Raw genomic sequence first — 21,893 nt, forward strand, 5'->3', positions numbered from 1 at the left:
AGGAACTTTATGCTGCAATCGACAATAAAAATAGGTATTAGTGCTTGCTTAGCAGGCGATAAAGTGCGTTTTGATAGTGGCCACAAAAAATCAAACTTTTGCATGGATGAGTTAGCTAATCATGTCGAGTATAAAAAGTTTTGCCCTGAAGTCGCGGTTGGTTTGCCAATACCGCGACCGACCATTCGCCAAGTGCGTGTCGGTGACACGATAAAAGTATGTCGACCAGATGGCACGGGCGATGTTGGCCCTAAACTGACCGAGTATGGTAAGCGCGTGGCAACAGAACAAACTGCTGAGTTAAGCGGTTTTGTGTTTTGTGCAAAAAGCCCAAGCTGTGGCATGGAACGGATTAAAATTTACAATGAAGCGGGTACCGGAAATACTTCTGAGGGCGTTGGTTTTTTTGCTGAGCAAATTATGGCTCACAACCCGCTACTACCCTGTGAAGAAAACGGTCGCTTAAACGATATGCACCTGCGTGAAAACTTTGTCATGCGGGTCTACACCTACAAACATTGGCAAACGCTTAATGAGCAACCCATTACCGTGCACCGTTTAACGCAGTTTCATGCGCAATATAAATATTTGCTGATGGCTCATAATTACGAGGCGTATCGAAACTTGGGTAACTTACTGGGCACATTTGATGGCGAAGATATTAATGCGCTCGCGAATGAGTACATTTTGGGACTAATGACCGCATTAAAGAAACCTGCTTCGCGAAAAAATAATGCCAATACCTTAATGCACTTGCAGGGGTATTTTAAAAAGTCGCTCACTAAAATTGAAAAGCAAGAGCTTCGCGATGCGATTGACGAGTATCGAAAAGGACTTGTTCCTTTGTACGTACCGCTTACCTTAATTAAGCACCATCTAAAAATACATCCCAATGAATACCTTGCAAAGCAAGTCTATTTTGACCCTTACCCGAACGAACTGAAATTACGCTACGGAATTTAATGAAGACATTATTTTGGTTTAGGCGCGATTTGCGCCTTTTTAATAACGACGCTTTATATCGCGCTATCGACAATGGATGCCAAGATGCGGTGTTTTTTATAACCGAAAAACAATGGCAACAACATGATGTAGCACCTATTCAGATTGATTTATTAAAGCGCCGTTTAGCATTCTTAGGGCAACTTTTAGCTGATAAAGGCATTACATTACACCTTATTGATGCACACGATTATTCGGGGTGTGTTGATAAGCTCTCAGCGTTTTGCCAACAGCATTCTATTGAAAGTGTTTATGCAAATAATGAATACGAACTCAATGAAGTTGAACGAGATAATGCATTTTTAGTTAAAGCTGATGCGCTAGATGTACATTTTTACAGCTATGATGGTGATGTTATTGCCCCCCCAGGCAGTATTAAAAACCAAAGTGGCGAGATGTTTAAAGTGTTCACGCCTTTCAAAAATGCGTGGTTAAAGCAGTTTCAAGATACGCATTTTTATTTTGCCGAGCCGCCTAATATGCCACCTGCAGTTCAGTGGCAAGAAAATGAATTATTAACCTCTGACGGCAGCTCCGAAAAATGGCCGGTTGATGATGAAACGCTAAGCCATGTATGTGCACGCTTTATCGACGAAAAGCTTGGTACGTATCAGGAACAACGTGATATCCCAAGTATTAAAGGCACCTCAGGTTTAAGCCCTTATTTAGCGCTGGGTATTATTAGTGTTCATCAGTTGCTGGCGCTCATTCAGCAGCGTCATCCCGATGTATTGAAAAATGCTAAAAGTAGTCTGTTTTGCTGGGTAAACGAGTTGATTTGGCGCGAGTTCTATCGTCACCTGATTGCGATTTATCCAAATTTGAGTAAATACGCCAACTTTAACGATAAATACGATGCCCTAGCATGGCGCGACGACGAACATGACTTTAATGCGTGGTGTGAAGGTAAAACCGGCTATCCGCTTGTGGATGCAGCAATGCGACAATTATTGCAAACCGGCTGGATGCATAACCGGTTGCGAATGGTGGTTGCTAGTTTCTTAACTAAGCACCTCCTTATTGATTGGCGCAAAGGCGAACGCTTTTTTATGAAACACTTGATTGATGGCGATCTGGCGTCAAACAATGGTGGATGGCAATGGGCTGCTAGCACAGGGTGTGATGCACAACCTTATTTTCGTATTTTTAATCCAATTACCCAAAGCGAGCGCTTTGATCCAGATGGTGAGTTTATCCGTAAATATCTACCAGAGTTGGAAAAAATACCTGCGAAACACATTCACTTCCCACATGACTACTTAGCTAAACAGGGAAGTAAAAGCAGTTATTGGTCTCCAATAGTTGATCATAAAGCGGCGCGAGAGCGTGCGTTAAACGCGTTTAAGGTGTGATATGGACAAGGCGACCCTTGACAGATTTATTAATGTTTATCAAACACTCAATAAAGACAATTTGCATCTGCTTGATGAAATCTACCATCAAGATATCCAGTTTTCAGACCCCCTTCATGCAGTGGATGGTTTAGCCGCTTTACACAGCTATTTTAAAAATTTGTACGCTAATGTTATTTCTTGTGAATTTAACATCACTGATGTCGAGCACACGACCAACAAAGCCTTTATTTATTGGACAATGTTTTACCGTCATCCAAAATTAAACAAAGGTAAAAAAATAGCGGTGGAAGGGCACAGTCGGCTCGTTTTTTCGAACGAAAAAATTATCCAACATCGCGATTATTTCGATGCGGGTGCCTTACTGTACAGACACATTCCGTTACTTGGTTCAGCAGTTCGTTTCATTGATAAAAGAGCGAGTGCATAATGACAACACTAATTACAGGCGCGACATCTGGCATAGGTGAAGCGCTTGCGTATAAATACGCAGATGCTGGCGAGCAGGTTATAGCCTGTGGTCGTAACACCGACAAGCTTGCTAAATTAAGTGCCCACAGCAACATTGAACGTTGTGAGTTTGATGCCACAAATTTGCAAGACATCCGTTCAAGCACCGTGGCCTACACACAATTTGATCGCGTTATATTAAACGCAGGAAATTGTGAATATATTGATGATGCGCGTAATTTCGACAGTGCATTATTTACCCGCGTTGTAACAACAAACTTATTAAGCATGGGCTACTGCTTAGAGGCCTTGCTGCCAAAAATTAAGCCGGGTGGCCAGTTGGTCATTGTCAGTTCAAGCGTTACATATTTACCCTTGCCACGAAGCCAAGCCTATGGCGCCTCTAAGGCGGGAGTCAGTTATTTGGCAAACAGCCTTGCTGTTGATTTAAATGATGTAGACGTGACCTTGGTTCATCCCGGATTTGTGAAAACGCCTTTAACAGATAAAAACGACTTTCCTATGCCCATGGCGGTTAGCGCAGAAAAAGCAGCTAGTTACATATACAAAGGGGTTGAAAAACGACGTAAGGAAGTGCATTTCCCTTATCGATTTACCCTCATTTTAAAATTATTACGAATGCTTCCTACGCCATTATGGCTGAAGCTTGCAAAAGGATTATCACGTTGAAAAAAGTGGCCGTAATTGGGTCGGGTATAGCAGGTTTAAGCTGTGCGCACCTACTTCATAAACATTATGATGTAACAGTGTTTGAAAAAAATGACTATATAGGCGGTCACACTGCCACAATTGATGTCAACGTTGACGGTGTTGATTATGCCGTTGATACAGGCTTTATTGTGTTTAATGATAGAACCTATCCATACTTTGAAAAATTGCTCGACCGATTGGGTGTGCAACGACAAAAAACGCAAATGAGTTTTAGTGTGCATAACGAACAAACGGGCTTTGAATACAATGGCCACACTTTTTTTAGTTTATTTGCACAAAAGCGAAATATCTTTCGTCCTAAGTTTTGGAAACTACTCAAAGACATCGTGCGTTTTAATGATGTGTGTAAGGCGTTACATGCAGAGCAAAATTATCAACCTAACCAAACGCTAGGCGAGTTTTTAGATGAGCATGATTTTAACGAATTTTTTCGTTACCACTACATCCTGCCTATGGGAGCTGCAATTTGGTCGACCAGTATTAAAGAAATGACCAAAGTGGGAACAGAGTTCTTCGTTAAGTTCTTTTATAACCATGGCCTTTTAGATATTACCAACCGCCCTCAGTGGTATGTTATTCCGGGAGGGTCTCGTGAATACATCAAGCCAATGATTAAAGGTTTTGCAGACAAAATTCGTCTTAACAGTAATATTAGTTCTGTATCGCGTGGTGAAGAGTGTGCCCATGTTCATTTTGATGACGGTTACAGCGAAACGTTTGATAAAGTTGTTTTTGCGTGTCACTCAGACCAAGCTTTAAAGCTCTTGTTAGACCCAACTGAGGATGAAAAAGCGGTACTTTCTGCGATTCCATACACAGCGAATTCGGTGGTATTGCATACCGATACCTCTTTGCTTCCTAAACGTAAGGCTGCCTGGGCAAGTTGGAATTATTTGCTTAATAACAACACAGACAAAGCTGCTGTGGTTACTTACCAAATGAATATTTTGCAAGGAATTGAAAGTAAACCACAATTCTGTGTGACCTTGAACCACTTAGAGGGAATTAACAAAGACAAAATCTTACGCGAATTTATCTATCACCATCCTGTCTTTAACAAAGAATCTATTGCTGCCCAGCAGAAAAAAGCGCTGATAGATGGCCATAAAAACAGCTATTTCTGCGGTGCCTATTGGTACAATGGTTTTCATGAAGATGGTGTAAGAAGTGCCGTGAATGTTGCTAAACAACTCGGAGTTGAGTTTGAATAGTGCTATTTACATTGGTGATGTTCGACATCGGCGTTTTGCAGTAAAAGAGCATCACTTTAAATACCCGCTCTACATGATGTGGGTCGATTTAGCCAAGCCAGAGGAGCTGAATAATATTCATCCTTGGCTTGGTTGTAATGGCTTTAAACTATTAAAGTTTAAACAAAGCGATTATTTTAACTATCAAACCAACATGCAGTTATCATTGCAGCAACGCGCACTGGATAAGCTTGCGGAACTGGGGGTTAACACAACGTTTAGCCATGTTTATATGCTGGGGCAAATGCGCTGTTTTGGCATTTACTTCAGCCCCGTAAATTTTTTCTTTTATCAAACCTCCGATGGCAATTTCACACACATGCTTGCAGAAGTGAGTAACACGCCGTGGAATGAACGTCATTATTATGTCGTACCTTTAGAAAAAAAAGTGAACTTTAAAAAGGTTTTCTCCGTATCACCTTTCATGAACTTAGATATGAACTATCATTGGAATGTCAGACTTAATTCTGATAACGCTATGATTCATATTGAAAATAAAAAAGACGACACTCTTTTGTTTGATGCAACACTTCGTTTGCAAAGGCAAGCCCTGACTAAAGAGCAGGTTAGTGCCGTGCTGAAACAGTTTCCAGCGATGACGTTGAGTATTTTTAAAGGTATTTACATTCATGCGCTGAAACTATTTTGCAAACGTGTGCCCTTTATTGGTCACTCAGGCAAGCAAGAGAATTAAAATTAGGTGATGTGATGGAAAAAGTATCAAATTTAACGCAATCCTCTACAACAGGTTGGTTGTCAAAAATTTATAAGAAACTGGTGACAGGTGCGTTCAGCAGTATCGACATAGGCTGCATCACATTAATTGATGGCAACGAGCGCGAACAGTTTGGTAATCCACACAGTTCGCTCAGTGTTACGGTGACAGTAAATGACGCCGCAATGTACAAAATGTTTGCCATGTCGGGCAGTGTGGGGGCTGGTGAAGCGTATATTTTAGGGTATTGGGATTGTGATAACTTAACGCAACTCATCGAAATATTTGCCCTCAACCAAGACAAACTAGACGCTTTTGAAAAAAAATTCGCTTTTTTAAGTGGTATTGCTCACCGAGTCAACCACTTAAAAAATAAAAACTCTGCATCGGGTTCTAAAAAGAACATCGCAGCGCATTATGATTTAGGCAATGATTTATACAGCGCATTTTTAAGTGACGAAATGCTTTATTCATGCGCTGTGTATCCATCGAAAGCAGCGACGCTAGAACAAGCACAAACACACAAACTCGCTCTTATATGTGAGCAAGTCGACTTGCAACCTGGCGATAAGGTCATTGAGATTGGAACCGGGTGGGGGGCATTTGCTATCTATGCTGCAACGCATTTTGATTGCCATGTCACAACCACCACTATTTCTGATGAGCAGCATGATTATGTTGCAGAAAAAATAAAAGAATTAAATTTAGAGCACAAAATAACGTTGCTTAAACACGATTATCGACTCCTTGAGGGCCGCTACGATAAGCTTGTCTCTATTGAGATGATTGAAGCTGTGGGTCACGAGTATTTGCCTGGCTTTTTTGCTAAGTGTCAGTCACTGTTAAAAGCTAATGGGGCAATGCTTATACAAGCGATCACAATTGCGGATCAACGCTATAGCCATTACTTAAAGAACTCAGATTTTATACAGCAGTATATTTTCCCCGGCGGTTGTTTGCCATGCTTAGATGAAATGAACAAGCAAATTAAACAGCAAACTGACATGGTTGTTCACAGTGTTAAAGACATTGGGGTGCATTACGCCAGAACGTTGGCTGACTGGCGTGAACGCTTTGTGGCAAGCTGGCCTGAAATCGATAAAGTAAAATTCGATCAACGCTTCTATCGCTTGTGGCTATTTTATTTGGCTTATTGCGAAGGCGCGTTCAGAACGCGTTCGATTAGCACAGTTCATTTGGTTGCTCGTCGACCTCGTTTTGTTCACTCAGGCGATGACATTGCGCTCAATTATTAATTTCGTGTTGTTTCAGGGAGTGTGGTTTATGGCCTTACTCCTTGAGCAACAAGCCGTTATTCCAGCTTTAGGCGTTGTTGGATTGATGATCTATCTTTCCGAGCAACGCAAGCAAGACCTTTTGCTTCTAGTGTGTGGCCTGCCCCTTGCGTTAGGCTTTGAATGGCTTGCGACATCCTTAAATTTACTGAGTTTTAAAGTCTACCCCTTTCCATTTTGGCTGGTACTCCTTTGGGGAGCATTGCTTTTAACCATCAATACTTCAATGCAGTTTCTGCAAAAGCTTCCATGGTATTTAGGGTGGCTTGTATGCGCTCTTTTTGCACCGGGTAGCTATTATGCAGGGGCGCGTTTTGGTGTTTTAAACATTGATATATCGCTTTGGATGTTCTGGTTGTGTTATGGCATTAGTTGGGCCTCGATGTTCATGGCACTTATTGTCATAAACAAACGCTATTTAGCCTCAAAATGATCACTTAGCCCCTGTGATGCGTAGTGTCTAAAAGATATGTTTTAAGGTATAGAACAATGAAATACAGACTCGCATTACTCCTATTTTCCTCACTGGTATTAATGACAAACGCTAACGCTACAGGTTTCAAAACTGTAGGCCAAGCAAAAATGGAATACTTGTTTTGGGATGTGTATAACGCAAAACTAGAAACGCCCACAGGAGACTATGTTTTTGGCCAGCACCCAACCAAACTCACATTAACGTACCTGCGCGATTTTTCGGCAAAAGATATTGTTAAAGCCACTAATGAGCAATGGCAGCATTTGGGTTTTGATGAAATGGTTGGTGCCTTTGATACTCAATTACTTGATTTATGGCCAGATATAAAAGAAAACGATTCCTTGTCATTTGAAACAAACCAACAGGCAATTGGAACTTTTTACTTCAACAACGAAAAACTTGGTGCTATTGAAGATGAAAGGTTTGCCGATAATTTTTTAGCAATTTGGCTTAGTGCCGACACAACAGAGCCTTCACTTAGAAAACAGCTTATAGGAGGGAAACATGATTAAGCTCAAAGCAATGTTCATTTCAGCTATGGTATTTTTAGTCGCGAGTTGTTCAGCCCCTGATGTTGATTATTATAAAGGGACAGAGCCAGAATTTAACTTTAAACGTTTCTTCAGTGGTGAACTTAAAGCGTACGGCGTTGTTCAAGACCACAAGGGCGAGTTAACGCGTAAGTTAGTTGTTGATATGCAAGCAAGCTGGCAAGGCAACCAAGGGGTGATTGATGAGCAGTTTGTTTATGACGATGGGGAAACGCAAACTCGCACTTGGTATATCACTCTAAATGATGACGGGAGTATTTCAGGTACCGCTTCAGATGTAGTGGGTGAAGCGAAAGGGGATAGTAACGGCAGTGTGTTTCATTGGACTTACTCGGTAGAACTTCCTTATAACGATAGTACTTTAGTTGTAAACTTCGATGATTGGATGTACTTGGTAACACAATCGCGCTTGATTAACCGTACCGCTATTGATAAGTTTGGTGTCGAGGTTGGGGAAGTAACCTTGGTTATCGAGAAAATCGAATGATCGTTTAGCTGTCATAAAACCTTTTGGAAGATGGTTAAATTCAGTCTTTATTAATCCTGATGTCACTAAGTTAGTGATAGACAGTTAAAATGTAGCCATTTTTGAATAATTTACGTAAAAATAGCAATTTGCTGTTGCTAACTTTTCAAAAATGCATAAAGATAGGTTTTGCGAAGGCAAAATAATAACGAATAGGAATCTAACAATGAATAAAGCTCAATTAGTTGAAAAAATCGCTACTGATGCAGAAATCTCAAAAGCGGCAGCAACGCGTGCACTAGATGCATTCACTGGCGCAGTTACTAACTCTCTTAAAGAAGGTAACTCAGTAGCATTAGTTGGTTTCGGCACATTCTCGGTAAAAGAGCGTGCAGCGCGTACTGGCCGTAACCCACAAACTGGTGCAGAAATCCAAATCGCAGCAGCAACTATCCCAAGCTTTAAAGCGGGTAAAGGTCTTAAAGACCAAGTTAATCCTTAATAAGAATAAGTACTTATTAATTAAAAAAAGGGCTAATAGCCCTTTTTTTGTGTCTGTAATAAAGCGGTAAAGGCTTATGCCTTTAACGCCTTATCACCTCGACCAATGCCGACCGCACCCGAACGCACGACTTCAATTAAGTCTGTTTCATGGCGAAGCGTGTCTAAGAACGATTCTATTTTCTCGGTACTTGCGACAAGTTGTAATGTATAGCTGTGGCGGCCCATATCGAGTATGGCACCTTGAAACACATCGACAACGCGCGTGACTGCGGCACGGGTGTTTTCATCTTGAGCAAAGACTTTAACTAACAATAACTCACGCTCGATGTGTGCCATTTCTGTTAAATCAATGATTTTAAGTACATCCACAAGTTTATTTACTTGCTTTGTGATTTGCTCAACAATGCGGTCATCACCCATTGTGGTGATAGTGATACGTGAAAGTGAGTGGTCATCAGTGGTGCCCACTGTCAGGCTATCAATGTTGTAAGCGCGCTGTGAAAATAAGCCAACAATGCGAGACAGTGAACCTGGTTCGTTTTCTAATAAAATCGATAAAATACGGCGCATTATGCTTTTACTCCTTTACGTAACCACATGTCATCCACAGCCCCTAGCTTTATTTGCATTGGGTAAACATGCTCTTTTTCATCAACACAAATATCTAAGAATACTAATCGGTCGTTAATCGACATCGCTTTGTCAATGGCTGGTTGTAGTTCATCAATATGATCTACGCGAATACCGACATGGCCATAGCTTTCAACCAGTTTTACAAAATCAGGTAATGATTCCATGTACGATGATGAGTGACGCCCTGAATACATCATGTCTTGCCATTGGCGAACCATGCCTAGTGAACGGTTATTAAGTGACACGACTTTCACAGCAAGGTTATATTGCAAGCAAGTCGAAAGCTCTTGAATATTCATTTGAATCGAGCCATCACCGGTAACACAAATTGATTCTTTGTCTGGGAAAGCCAGTTTGACACCCATAGCCGCAGGCAAGCCAAAGCCCATCGTGCCAAGGCCTCCAGAGTTAATCCATTGGCGCGGGTGTTTAAACGGGTAGTACTGAGCTGCAAACATTTGATGTTGGCCTACGTCAGAGCTGACATACGCATCACCATTGGTTGCTTTGTAAATTGCTTCTATAACCGCTTGCGGTTTAATTTTATCGCCATCGGTGCTGTAGCTCAGACACTTTTGCTCTCGCCAGCTAATAATTTGTCGCCACCAATCCTCTTGTGCAGAACGGTCAATCGCAATGGAGCTTTTATCAATTGCGCTTTGTAATTGTTCAAGTACCGTTTGTAAGCAACCAACGACAGGAATATGTGCTTTTATGGTTTTTGAAATCGATGTGGGGTCAACATCAACATGAACGATAGTGGCGTTTGGGCAGAATTTCTTTACATTATTGGTTACCCGATCATCGAATCGTGCCCCTAACGCTAAAATAACGTCGGCATGGGCCATCGCTTTATTTGCCTCTAGACTGCCATGCATACCCAACATACCGATAAAGTTAGGGTGTGTGCCGCTAATACCACCTAGTCCCATTAATGTATTTGTAATAGGAGCATTAAGTGACTCTACAAGATGGGTTAATTGCTCTGATGTATTGGAGAGAATAATGCCGCCACCAGAATAAATAACAAGCTTTTTCGCTTCTAGAATGGCAGTGACAGCTTTACGAATTTGCTTTGAATGACCCTTGGTATTTGGGTTGTATGTGCGAAGCTCTGTTGTTTTTGGAAAATCAAATGGAAATTTAATGGCTGGATTTAGCATGTCTTTAGGCAATTCGACCACAACAGGACCAGGACGCCCTGTGCTGGCTATGTAGAATGCTTTGGCAAGAATGGCCGGGATTTCCTTTGCGCTTCGACAGTTAAAGCTATGCTTTACAATCGGACGAGAGCAGCCAACGATATCGGTCTCTTGAAAGGCGTCATCGCCAATCAGTCCTGTGGGTACTTGACCAGACAACACAACCATAGGAATGGAATCCATATAAGCGGTAGCAATACCGGTAATGCAGTTTGTTGCTCCAGGACCCGAAGTTGCAAGCACCACACCGACATCGCCCGTTGCTCGGGCATAACCATCGGCCATATGCGTGGCTGCTTGTTCATGACGTACTAAGATATGTTCGATATCATCTTGTTGAAAAAGTGCGTCGTATAAATCCAGCACTGACCCGCCTGGGTAGCCAAAGATATATTTAACCTTTAATTCTTTAAGTGCCCGAACAACAAGTTCGGATCCATTATATTCTGCTGTACTCATCCTCATTCCTCTGTGTGCTAGCTACAAGAGCATAAAAAAACCCCCGCAAATGGCGGGGGTTTTTAAAAGCGTGCTTTCATCTTTTAATACGTCCCCGCTGGGCTTTTTACTAAGACCAGTACGAGTACATTGACGACTAAAAGATGGCTGCGAAAATTCATTGTTTTTTTCTTTATAAAAAATAACAGCCGACTAGACGGCTACTGTTTAAAATTTGTTAGGGTTATTTTTAAGCCTTTTGGAAACTGATGTCAACCGCAAAAGCATCTTTTTGCATTAATTTTTCTTTTTTGACGCGGTAATTTGTATTTATTGCATCTAAATTCATTTTTAGCACGTATATTAAGGTGTAACTATGCATTAAATTGTTCGTGTGGCAAGCGTTAAGTGTCTGTAATAAATAACCTAAGGTCATGTTATTTATGCATAACTTAGCTATGATTAGCCATATACGAAACTGGGGTAGGGTATTAATTGTGAGATTTATTAATTATTTAGCAGGCGTGTGTTTGTTGTCGAGCTTTTCGGTGTTTGCAAAGCCTGTAGCGACTCATGATATTGGCTTGATCAATAAAGAACAAATAGTGTATTGGCTGAAAAAACGCGGTGAACTTAATCAGCGCGACGAGCAAGCTGCTTTAGAAGACTACATTGGACAAGTGAATACAGCTCAACGCGTTGCGATTAAACCCAGAGTGTTAGACCCCGCAAAGGTGCACAATAAAGCAGTGCTTGATAATAAGTTCACAAATTTTGTATCGTTAATCCCAACCGATGACAAAACAAACGTTAAAGTATTGGCAATCTTAATCGACTTTCCTGACTTGCCTTACGACAATAATCAACTCACTGCTGAAGATACACCCATGTACTACAGCGATTACAGCCAAGCTCACTATCAAAAAATGCTCTTTAATGACACATCGTACCCGGGACCATCGGGTCAATCGTTAAACACGGTTCATCATTATTATCAACAAGCATCAGGTGAAAGCTTTGCATTTACCGGAGATGTTTATGGGTGGGTGAGTGCAGATAAGCCCGCTAAGTTTTACGGTGAGCGAGAAGGTGACATTCGTGATCTAAACGCCCCAGATCTTATATTAGAAGCGGTAGAAAAAGCCGTTGCAACCTTTAATATTAATTTACAAGACTACGATTTAACCGATCTCGATGATATTGATGGTGACGGTATTACCAACGAACCTAATGGGATTATCGATCATGTAATGGTGTTTCACTCTAGTATTGGAGAAGAAGCGGGTGGTGGAGTACTGGGCACCGATGCTATTTGGTCACACCGTTTTTTCGTTACAAACAACGCAAACCAACCCGCTACTGTTGCTGGCAGTAATGTGAAATTATTTGGCTACACGATTAATCCCATCGATGCGGGAATTGGGGTTGTTGCTCATGAGTTTGGTCACGATCTTGGATTGCCTGATGAATATGACTTAATGGGCAGCGCAATTGGTGAACCTGTTGCGTCTTGGTCTATTATGGCCGGCGGGAGTTGGGCTGGGTCGCCAAGAGGTTCAGCGCCAGTGATGTTTAGTGCGTACGCGCTTGACTACTTGCAAACACGTTACAAAGGAAATTGGCTACATCAAACCGAAATTGACTTAGCCGACGTAAATACAGACTCTGAACATAATTTAAAAGCGTCGAGTAGCTTTAGTTCTGGCGTAAATCAGTTAAAGGTCACCTTACCCGCTAAATTAGAAAGCTTTAAAGCACCGTTACAAGGGCGCTATCAGTATTACTCAGGTAAAGGGAATGAGCTTGTACACAGTTACAAGCAACGCATTACATTACCCTCTACTGCTGGCAGTACCGAGCTTGCGTTGTTATCACACTTTAGCATTGAACAAGACTACGACTATGCACAAATTAAAGTAAATGGTGTTGCACTTGCTAATAGCTATACCAAGGCGATAAACCCACACTATGGTGACATTGGTCCTTATTTAAGTGGCGACTCGCAATTTAAAGATGGCGCAAAGTTGCCGCACGGTCACCTTGATATGCGATTTGATTTGTCTGCTTATGAAGGGCAAACAATCGAGCTTGAAATTACGTATGTCACCGATGTGAACATACACTTTTATGGCATTGTGGTTGACGACTTAACTATCACTCAGGGGAATACCGTTGTATTTAAAGATGATGCAGAGCAATCATCAATCGCTCAACTAGCAGGTTTCTCACGTATTGGTGAGTACGTTTATCAGCAACCAACACATTACTTTTTACAGCTAAGAGATTATGCCGGCATTGACAGTGGCCTCCAGTTTGAGTCTTACCCTCCAGGGGTATTGTTGTGGTATGTTGACCCTGCTGAGCAAAATAACAACACAGCTTCTCACCCAGGTGAAGGCTTTGCACTTGTGGTTGATGCTGACCAAAATACGATTCGTAAGGGCACAACATCAGGCCCTGCCAATACTGATATTCAAGTGCGCGATGCGGCATTTAGTTTGTATGATCAACGCCAAGGCTTGGGAGACGAGCACCTATTAGCAATTAGCTCATTTTCAGATTCTCAAGATTACAGCTTCCCTATTCAGCCTGCGTCGGGGGTTAATGTACCTTCATTGGGCTTCGGTTGGCGCATTGTGTCGCAAGCAACGGATAGCAGTGAAGTGAATGTAGAGCTTAACTATGATGCAACCTCTGGTATTAGTGCCCAACGTAGCGACCGAGATGTGTCGTTTAGTATCAACGGTCTTATTTTAAATGAAACCGATACTTTTCTGTGGTCGTTTGGTGATGGCGAGCAGTCAACGGTGCTCGCGCCAACCCATCAGTATGCAGAATATGGCCGCTATACTGTCGTGTTTGAGCGTACGACTGAGTCAGGAGAGGTTACGCGGTTAAACAAAGAAATTATTGTTAGTGAGGCGCTAACACTTAGCCTTTCGGTTACAGCGAATGAAAATGGTTTACTGGTTGCGACAGCGACTGCACAAGGGGGCATTGCACCGTATCAGTATAGCTGGGATTTTGCCGACGGAGGTGCTGCATCAACGGCAACGGTCAGTTATCAATATGCGTTGTCGGGTAGCTTTGATGTGAATGTCACGGTGGTTGATGCCAACATGGAGTCAACATCTTCGCAATTTGCAGTCACTGTGGATGTGCCTTTAAATGCCAGTGCTCGGTTTAATGCACAAGGTTTGAATGTGCAGTTTTCAAGTCAAATAAGTGGTGGTACAGGGCAATATCGCTATCAGTGGGACTTTGCTGATGGCAGTACAAGTACCTCAGCATCGCCGACACACCAATACACAAATGAGGGGACGTACGCAGTCACGTTAACAGTAACAGACACCCAAACGCAGGCTGTAGAACAAACAAGCTTATCAGTCAGGGTTGTTAAAACACAGAGTAATTCGGGATCAAGTGGTGGGGCTATCTGGTGGTTATTACTGATTTTTACCCCGCTGATTATACGCAGGTACGGCAAATTTTAAGCATTAAAAAGCCAGTTAAAAAACTGGCTTTTTTATTAGTTAGCATACAGCTAATTATAGACGTTCAATCACTGCTTGTGTGAAGTCTGTTGTACCGTGGCTGCCGCCAAGGTCACGCGTTGTTCGGTCACCTGTTTTGATAACGTCAGCGACTGCACTGCGAATACGTTCTGCTGTGTCAGCCATACCTAAGTGCTCAAGCATTTGGATTGATGCTAAGATAACTGACGTCGGGTTAGCAAGGTTTTTGCCTGCGATGTCTGGCGCACTACCGTGTACTGCTTCAAAGATAGCGGCATCTTCGCCGATGTTTGCACCTGGAGCCATACCAAGACCACCAACAAGACCAGCACATAAGTCAGATAAAATGTCGCCGAATAAGTTAGTTGTAACGATAACGTCAAACTCATCTGGGGTCATGACTAGTTTCATACATGTTGCGTCAACAATCATCTCTGTTGATTCGATTTGTGGGTAACGTTCTGCTACTTCACGTGCAACTTTCAAGAATAAACCCGATGTTGATTTAAGGATATTTGCTTTATGAACAGCGGTTACTTTTTTACGGCCTTCACGGACTGCAAGTTCGTATGCGAATGTAACAATTTTTTCAGCGCCTTCACGGGTGATTTTTGATAATGCTTCAGCTTCGTTACCGTCTTCAGATACTACTTGACCAAGACCTGAGTACATACCTTGCGTGTTTTCACGAACAGTGATGATATCGATATTATCGTAACGCGCTTTAGTACCCTCAAATGATTTAACTGGGCGTACGTTAGCATAAAGGCCAAATTGTTTACGAAGTGTCACGTTGATAGACGTAAAACCTTCACCTACTGGCGTCGTTAATGGGCCTTTTAAAGTGATCTTGTTACGTGCGATAGTGTCGATTGTTTCTTGCGGAAGCAACTCACCTGTTTTCTCTAGGGCAGCAAGGCCAGCATCAACGAATTCATAATCAAAATCGCAACCTGCGGCATTTAGGATCTCAAGTGCTGAATCAATAATGCTAGGACCAATGCCGTCGCCTTTGATCACTGTGATGGTTTGTTTAGCCATTTACTTTTCCTATTTATGAGTAGATATACACGTAAATACATCGCGAAAATGAGCGCGATTTACTTGTTAGAGGATTTACGTGGATGTGTTTGAAAATTTAAGCGGCTTTTATAGCAATTTATTCAGCTTTTTGCCAGTTTATACTGTGAATACTGACTATAAATAGACGAAAGTTCATATTTTCTTAACGACTTCGAACGTTTTAGCACCATTTTTTAAAAATTATCAGCAAACTCGCATGTGCGAAGGTATGAATAAAAATCCGCTTTTGACTGCCAACCGACCGTCGTTAATGTTTCAGCGATAATGTTTTCTTGCCAACTACTAAACATAGCCTTAGGTTGAAATACATAATAACTGAACAATTTTACTGCAATCCAAAGCTTTTCATTCTGTTGTAATTGTTGTTTTTTTAATTGCTCACTGTTAAGTAAATGCTGTGTCCAAGGATTATCGCCGATTAATTGGGTAAGGTATTCGCTAAGGGGAGCCAAATCAAGCGTGTTAATCCCAAACAAGCACGCAAGTGGAGGGCTTACCGTATGCTCTTCTGCGTGTTCAAACACGGTTTTGCGTGACAAACTTGTTGCCTGATTCTCACACAGATACAAGACATAGGCATATAAGGGCAAGGTGACTTGCTCAAATTGCTGAATAGGTGAGTGTTTAAACAGTGCTTGAATAATCCGTACTATGTTTTCAAGGCGTTTGGCTATGTGCGGATATAAAGGGTGCGATGTGGTGGCAACTAAGCGCTGAAACAATACTTTCTGGATGATCGCTGGCGCATTGTCATAGCCCACCATAGATAAGCAATGGCGTAAATCTTTTGCGCGTTGGTGCTCTTTATTATAAGGCTTAACAGCGTACGTAAGCTGGTGAATAAGTTCAGGGTATGGACTCAGTAATTTGTCTAACGCCCGATAACTGTACTCTTTTGCTATTTTAAGTTCGCTGATCAGTGTTAGATACTGTTGCTGGCGACGCTGATTTGCTGGGGGAGGCAGCACAAAATTGATGTTTTCACTAAACCAAACGGTATAAAGCAAGCGTGAATCATTGCAAACACGTTGTTTATCAATAATTGACAGGGGGGCTTTAAATCGATGCCAACGAATTTTTTCAGGTTGAGACACATCAATTAAAATATGCCGATGTTGCTCGTCAGTCGTTAGGTATATTAAGGTTTGCTCGGCATACTTCACTTCGCTTGCGGGAATGTACGGACCGATATGTGCAATAAAGGCTTTAATTGCATTTTGCGCAAACTCATTAGGTGTACGAAGGTAAATATCGGCCAATGCTTTATGCACACTAATATGGCCACCGGACTCTCGGTAGGTAGTATTCATCGCGATGATATTAGCGAGTGCAACAAGGGTTGTCGCACCATCGTAAATCATCACTTTTGGTGCGCTGAGTAAGGCTTGCTTATATTTATTTAAACGCGCTAATAAGTGCTGAATTGAAACCGTATTTGGGCCCGCTGCATGGAGCAATTTTACAGCAAGTTGATGACGACAATGCCACAGTTTTTTGTCTTGCTCGGTCAGTGTTTGCCCTGATGCGAGCTTATTACTTTGTGATTGCACACATAAATAATTAGCAAGACAGCAACTTATAATTTGCTCACTTACTGCTTTATTATAATTGAGGCTATGGCACATTATGCACGCAATGACACACTGGTTAACAACCAGGTTCGTTGTGTAACCATGGGCTGCGACGTATAAGTTAAGTTGTGCCTGCAGACTTTTAGGGTATGTTTGATATATCAGGTAATAACGCTCAGCAAGATTACTGAGTAATGGGTAAATTTGTGACCATTTACGTTTTTGATAATACAGGTTAAGTAGCTGATGTGTGCTATCGAATAAGCGTGCCAATTCCCGCGGCGTCACAGTGTCCATCATTGTGTGCTAACTTTCTTGCTGATAACTTTCATAGGCACTGGGCCCCCATAATACAAGTTGGCCATTTTTAAACAGTAAACCTGTACACTCATCAATCGTGGTTATGCCATCTGATTTAACATGTTGAGTGCGATAAAAAATAATTTGCCATACATTGTCTTCAACGCGTTTTGCATAGGTTAAATCGGGGCTACCTAAATAATCAAGCACGGCATTGAGGTTTTCGGGTTTTTCTATTGAAAGCTTGGCGATGTAGCGTTTGTTGAAGGCTTCACGGTCTTGCCAGATCATGGCTTGCGGATCATCTTTATAAAAAGTGATCACTAGGGCTGCTATAAGTGCGTAAACACCTAACCCTAATACCAGATATTGGAAAACCTTTTTAATCATGTGTAACTCTTTAAAACAAACACGAATTTTCAGTATACGCGCAGTTGATAAACTGTGCTACGAGATTGCGACTAATTGAGCCTTAACTGCTTTAAACTAAAGCCTAAGTTTATATCTGTTCGTAACATTACTAAATTTCTAGAGATAATCAGCTTATCCATATCAGCGGTTAACTTACGTTTTAAAGTGGCATTGAGTGCGTCGTCCATCATGGCCGCTTCAATCGACTCATAGTCATTAATTAATTGCTCAGCCGATTTATTACCAATTCCTTTAACGCCCGGTATGTCATTGGTTTTATCACCTGCAAGTGCCCAAAAGTCAACAAGGCGGTGCTGGGGGACATTAAACCGCTGTTTAATGTCTTGATGCTCAATATAGTGTTTTTTAAAGTAATCGAATATGGCGATATGCGCTGATAAAAACGGTAAAAAGCCTTTATCGGTAGACACAATAGTGGACGAGACATTATTAGATGCTGCTTTGTAGGCAAGCGTGGCAATGATATCGTCTGCTTCGTCGTTCTCAGGTGAGAACACCACGATACCGGTCTCTTCGATAGCGTGTTTAAAACGCGCTAAATTGTTTTTTAGAGTATCAGGCATGGGGGAACGCGTGCTTTTGTAAGCAGCGTAGTAATGATATCGCCAGCTTTTATCGCCATCAAACACCGCAATTGCATGGGTGGCGTTGCATTGACTTAGTAATTTTTTACAAGCATGTGCCACGCGGGCACAGCTTGCTTTAATCATATGCTCTTCACTGTGATGACTCTGATTACTATCAACGGCATAGATGCGCCGAATAAGGTTTAACGCATCTATTAAAAGTAATTGGGTTGTCACATGTTCTCCAGTTATGCTTTGATTTCATAGCAAGGGATATACTTGCTGCCAGGTAACTTCATACGACCTTGCTCAACAAAAGCGGCAAGCAGTTTATCCATATCGGCCATTAATGCAGGCTCGCCACTGAGTACAAAGCGGCCGTACTGTTTAATCGCCTGTAAGCCTTCATCTTTTACATTGCCAGCAACAATACCCGAAAATGCGCGTCGTAGATTAGCTGCAAGTTGTTGAGTAGGTTGATCTAAATGTAAATCTAAGCTTGCCATATTAGCATGTGTCGGCGCGAACGGCTGCTGAAAATCGTTATCAATTTTTAATGTCCAGTTAAAGTAGTAGGCATCACCTTGGCTTTTACGGTATTCGCGTACGTCTGCCATTTTAGCTTTAAGGGTTCTGCCAACACGTTCAGGGTCATCAATTATGACGTCAAATTTATCAAGGGCTTTTTTGCCGAGTGTGTTTTCAACAAATTTACAAAGCTCAATAAAGTAGTTTTCACTTTGTTTAGGCCCTGTAAGAATAACGGGTAAACATTGCTTCTCGTTTTCAGGGTGCAATAAGATGCCTAATAAATAGAGCAACTCTTCAGCAGTGCCCGCGCCGCCAGGGAAAATAATAATACCATGCGCAGAACGTACAAAAGCCTCTAAACGTTTTTCGATGTCAGGCAGTATAACCAGCTCATTCACGATAGGGTTAGGTGGCTCAGCGGCAATGATACTAGGCTCCGTTAAGCCTAAATATCGGTTGTCGGTAATACGCTGTTTTGCATGGCCAATGGTCGCCCCTTTCATGGGGCCTTTCATTGCACCTGGGCCGCAACCGGTGCAAATATTTAAACCACGCAATCCTAACTCGTAACCCACCTGTTTGGTGTATTTATATTCGACTTCGTTAATAGAGTGGCCTCCCCAGCATACAATCATACTAGGATCGCTATTAACTCTGAGTGCTCCTGCGTTTCGGAGCATGTCGAATACCATATGGGTAATGGCCTTTTGCTCTGTTAGATCTTTTTCGTATTTTTGGCAAATAAACAGGATGTCACGGATCACTGAAAAAATATGTTCGTGAATACCCGTGATTATTTCGCCATCGACAAACGCGGATTCTGGTGGATTCTCTAATTCAATTTTAATACCGCGCTCACGGCTTAATAAGCGAATGTCGAAATTTTCATATTTGTCGTAAATTTCAGAACTTGAGTCTGTGTGGCTACCCACATTGAGAACAGCGAGCACGCAGTTCCTAAATAATTTATAACGCTCGCTGGTGGATGATTGTTCGAGTAGATCAACTTCTAATTGTGATAGTAAATCCAGTACACCGGTAGGATTCAGTTGTTTTAACATAAGCACTCTCCTAGCTCGTCAATGAGCCTGTCTAATATGTATTAAAGACCCTAAGTAAGGTATACATGTGGTCTTTATTTGCTAATGCAAACTCTATTTCGTCCCTCATTTTTAGCTGTATAAAGCGCTTCATCAGCTCGGTCAAAGGCAATCAATTGCGTATCGCCTTTTTTAAGTTGAGTCGCGCCAATTGAAATCGTAATTTCAACTTGCGTATCTTTAAATTTGAATGGGATACTTTGAATTGTTTTTCGTAGTTTTTCTAAGGGTGCTACGGCTTTTTCAAGTGGCATACCAGTCATTAAAAGTACAAACTCTTCACCGCCGTAACGGGCTATAAAGTCAGACTTTCTAATTGATTTTTGCAGCGCTTTGGCGATCACCTGAAGTGTTTTATCGCCTGCACTGTGGCCATATCTGTCGTTGATTGATTTAAAATGATCGACATCAATAACGACTAAAGTAAGCTCAGAACCTTGCGATAAAAACAACTGGAATTCATGTTCAAAGCGCTCATCAAATGCGGCACGGTTCGGAAGTTTCGTTAAGCCATCAAGCAAACTTTTAAAACGTTGTTCGTTTAAACGTTGCTTATAAGTTGTCAGTTTACTCTCTAGACTACTTACCCGATTATTAATGTCTTTAAAGCTTGCAAGTAAGTTTTCACGCTCAGCGTGTTCAAGTTTTTCTTTGGTGATTAAATCATCGCTCAATGATTTGAGCTCTTCTTCCACTAATTCTTTAAGCGCCGAAATTGATGTTGCTTGTTGAGTTTGCTGATTAAGATTTTTAATTTTTCTTTCGATACTTTTATTAAGTGAATCGTATTCTGCACTCAGTGACTCAGAGTGTTTAGTGGTTGAGACAATAGAATGATGCAGGTCTTCAATTGTCTGATTTAACGAAATTAAAAAGCTCTGCGCCGACTGGCGTTCTTTACTTATATTTTGTGAAATAATGGTAATAATGCCAATCGCAGCATCAAGTAGCTCATCAACGCTGTCGTTGCGCGTAATTTGGTTTCTGATATTTTTTATTTGTTCAGCACTTTCGTCTTCAAATAACAGTCCATTAGCCAATGTCATTAGCTCAGAGGCAAGCTCGGGTTTAATTAAAGCTTCGCCGGTATCACTTTCAGCTATCTTTGCTTGCAGGGCTTGGTGATAAATAACAACCAGCTTGGATAAAATGGGCACAAAATCATGGTTCGATTGAATATTGTCAAGCTCACGGTCAAGCAAGTTGCGCAGCGAGCGGCGCGCATCATCAGGTAACCCTTTTACTTTTTGTAACTGCTTGCCTGCATCTAATACGCTTTTATTAAGATCGCGCTGCAAGGCAATTTGTTTTGCTTCTTGGTGTTTGAGTAAACCGAGTACATCGTCAATAAAGGGGGCTAGTAGGTTAAAATCAACGCCTTTTTTTAGAGCACTTCGGTATTTAGCAAGGCGGTTATCAAGCTCCATGTCTAGTCCTTTACAGCTCAGCGATAACTTCGCCGCAAACTGTGAAAGTACTTCAACTTGATGTTTGCGCGCATCCTCGACAACCATCCTTGCGTCGATCGCTTGCTTTAACTTTTTATTAAGAACATCATGCTGTTGCTGCACTTACTTACACCGCCATCAAGTTTTATATTTATGTACCTTAAGTCTACAACAATTTATTGTGAAATGTAGGTGATAAGTCAAAAACTTAACTATTTTGTCTATCAGGCTTATTGCTACGGCAGTTTATCGGTTTTTAATTCACATTTTATATCTCAGTTG

The 21,893-nt window shown here is 41.6% G+C and carries 20 protein-coding genes; 12 read left to right on the forward strand and 8 right to left on the reverse strand.

What is annotated here, in order from left to right:
• The first annotated feature begins 9 nt into the window (after positions 1-9).
• The 11 genes from BWD47_RS01925 (at position 10) to BWD47_RS01975 (ending at position 8,790) form a co-directional block, all read left to right on the forward strand.
• Complete coding sequence (locus tag BWD47_RS01925; RefSeq protein WP_036972023.1) at positions 10-963, forward strand: DUF523 and DUF1722 domain-containing protein; 954 nt, start codon at positions 10-12, stop codon at positions 961-963.
• Entirely contained in the window at positions 963-2,354 is a 1,392-nt protein-coding gene (gene phrB, locus BWD47_RS01930; protein WP_075593254.1) for a deoxyribodipyrimidine photo-lyase, read from the forward strand. Before BWD47_RS01925 ends, phrB begins: the two co-directional genes overlap by 1 nt.
• Position 2,355: 1 nt before the next feature.
• Positions 2,356-2,784, forward strand: coding sequence for a nuclear transport factor 2 family protein (locus tag BWD47_RS01935; RefSeq protein ID WP_075593255.1), 429 nt, complete (start codon positions 2,356-2,358; stop codon positions 2,782-2,784).
• A complete protein-coding gene (locus tag BWD47_RS01940) occupies positions 2,784-3,494 on the forward strand; it encodes an SDR family NAD(P)-dependent oxidoreductase (RefSeq protein WP_036972018.1) in 711 nt (236 codons plus the stop codon). The genes BWD47_RS01935 and BWD47_RS01940 overlap by 1 nt, the downstream gene beginning before the upstream one ends.
• Positions 3,491-4,747: an NAD(P)/FAD-dependent oxidoreductase gene (locus BWD47_RS01945; protein WP_075593256.1), complete on the forward strand. Its 1,257-nt coding sequence runs from the start codon at positions 3,491-3,493 to the stop codon at positions 4,745-4,747. The genes BWD47_RS01940 and BWD47_RS01945 overlap by 4 nt, the downstream gene beginning before the upstream one ends.
• Positions 4,740-5,480, forward strand: coding sequence for a DUF1365 domain-containing protein (locus BWD47_RS01950; protein WP_036972014.1), 741 nt, complete (start codon positions 4,740-4,742; stop codon positions 5,478-5,480). Before BWD47_RS01945 ends, BWD47_RS01950 begins: the two co-directional genes overlap by 8 nt.
• Before the next feature lie 14 nt (positions 5,481-5,494).
• Positions 5,495-6,757 carry a cyclopropane-fatty-acyl-phospholipid synthase family protein gene (locus BWD47_RS01955; RefSeq protein ID WP_075593257.1) on the forward strand — a complete coding sequence of 421 codons (1,263 nt, stop codon included), beginning with the start codon at positions 5,495-5,497 and terminating at the stop codon, positions 6,755-6,757.
• Between the two features lie 28 nt (positions 6,758-6,785).
• The gene (locus BWD47_RS01960) at positions 6,786-7,229 is read left to right on the forward strand and encodes a DUF2878 family protein (protein WP_305954734.1); all 444 of its coding nucleotides are present in this window, start codon (positions 6,786-6,788) and stop codon (positions 7,227-7,229) included.
• A gap of 56 nt (positions 7,230-7,285) precedes the next feature.
• Complete coding sequence (locus BWD47_RS01965; protein ID WP_075593259.1) at positions 7,286-7,783, forward strand: chalcone isomerase family protein; 498 nt, start codon at positions 7,286-7,288, stop codon at positions 7,781-7,783.
• Positions 7,776-8,309: a DUF3833 domain-containing protein gene (locus tag BWD47_RS01970; protein ID WP_036972006.1), complete on the forward strand. Its 534-nt coding sequence runs from the start codon at positions 7,776-7,778 to the stop codon at positions 8,307-8,309. The genes BWD47_RS01965 and BWD47_RS01970 overlap by 8 nt, the downstream gene beginning before the upstream one ends.
• Before the next feature lie 205 nt (positions 8,310-8,514).
• Positions 8,515-8,790: an HU family DNA-binding protein gene (locus BWD47_RS01975; protein ID WP_036972004.1), complete on the forward strand. Its 276-nt coding sequence runs from the start codon at positions 8,515-8,517 to the stop codon at positions 8,788-8,790.
• Positions 8,791-8,864: 74 nt separating this feature from the next.
• On the opposite strand, the gene ilvN is transcribed toward BWD47_RS01975, so the two are convergent.
• The gene (gene ilvN, locus BWD47_RS01980) at positions 8,865-9,362 is read right to left on the reverse strand and encodes an acetolactate synthase small subunit (protein WP_036972002.1); all 498 of its coding nucleotides are present in this window, start codon (positions 9,360-9,362) and stop codon (positions 8,865-8,867) included.
• A complete protein-coding gene (locus tag BWD47_RS01985) occupies positions 9,362-11,086 on the reverse strand; it encodes an acetolactate synthase 3 large subunit (RefSeq protein ID WP_075593260.1) in 1,725 nt (574 codons plus the stop codon). Before BWD47_RS01985 ends, ilvN begins: the two co-directional genes overlap by 1 nt.
• Positions 11,087-11,562: 476 nt before the next feature.
• Here BWD47_RS01985 and BWD47_RS01995 point away from each other — a divergent pair, with 476 nt between their 5' ends.
• A complete protein-coding gene (locus BWD47_RS01995) occupies positions 11,563-14,559 on the forward strand; it encodes an immune inhibitor A domain-containing protein (RefSeq protein WP_075593450.1) in 2,997 nt (998 codons plus the stop codon).
• 54 nt (positions 14,560-14,613) lie between these two features.
• Here the strand turns inward: BWD47_RS01995 and BWD47_RS02000 are convergent, their stop codons facing one another.
• The 6 genes from BWD47_RS02000 to BWD47_RS02025 form a co-directional block, all read right to left on the reverse strand.
• Positions 14,614-15,621, reverse strand: a complete 1,008-nt coding sequence (locus tag BWD47_RS02000; RefSeq protein ID WP_036971995.1) for an isocitrate dehydrogenase — start codon at positions 15,619-15,621, stop codon at positions 14,614-14,616.
• A 215-nt stretch (positions 15,622-15,836) separates the two neighbouring features.
• Positions 15,837-17,534, reverse strand: coding sequence for a hypothetical protein (locus BWD47_RS02005; RefSeq protein WP_083633613.1), 1,698 nt, complete (start codon positions 17,532-17,534; stop codon positions 15,837-15,839).
• Between the two features lie 6 nt (positions 17,535-17,540).
• Positions 17,541-17,924, reverse strand: a complete 384-nt coding sequence (locus BWD47_RS02010) for a DUF3192 domain-containing protein (RefSeq protein WP_036971993.1) — start codon at positions 17,922-17,924, stop codon at positions 17,541-17,543.
• A 71-nt stretch (positions 17,925-17,995) separates the two neighbouring features.
• Positions 17,996-18,769 carry a flap endonuclease Xni gene (gene xni / locus BWD47_RS02015; protein ID WP_065979039.1) on the reverse strand — a complete coding sequence of 258 codons (774 nt, stop codon included), beginning with the start codon at positions 18,767-18,769 and terminating at the stop codon, positions 17,996-17,998.
• 11 nt (positions 18,770-18,780) lie between these two features.
• Complete coding sequence (gene ppnN, locus BWD47_RS02020) at positions 18,781-20,124, reverse strand: nucleotide 5'-monophosphate nucleosidase PpnN (protein WP_036971989.1); 1,344 nt, start codon at positions 20,122-20,124, stop codon at positions 18,781-18,783.
• Positions 20,125-20,198: 74 nt separating this feature from the next.
• The gene (locus tag BWD47_RS02025; RefSeq protein WP_371915633.1) at positions 20,199-21,734 is read right to left on the reverse strand and encodes a diguanylate cyclase; all 1,536 of its coding nucleotides are present in this window, start codon (positions 21,732-21,734) and stop codon (positions 20,199-20,201) included.
• Positions 21,735-21,893 lie beyond the last annotated feature (159 nt).

The sequence above is a fragment of the Pseudoalteromonas sp. PAB 2.2 genome, assembly GCF_001938575.1.
Lineage (GTDB): Bacteria > Pseudomonadota > Gammaproteobacteria > Enterobacterales > Alteromonadaceae > Pseudoalteromonas > Pseudoalteromonas lipolytica.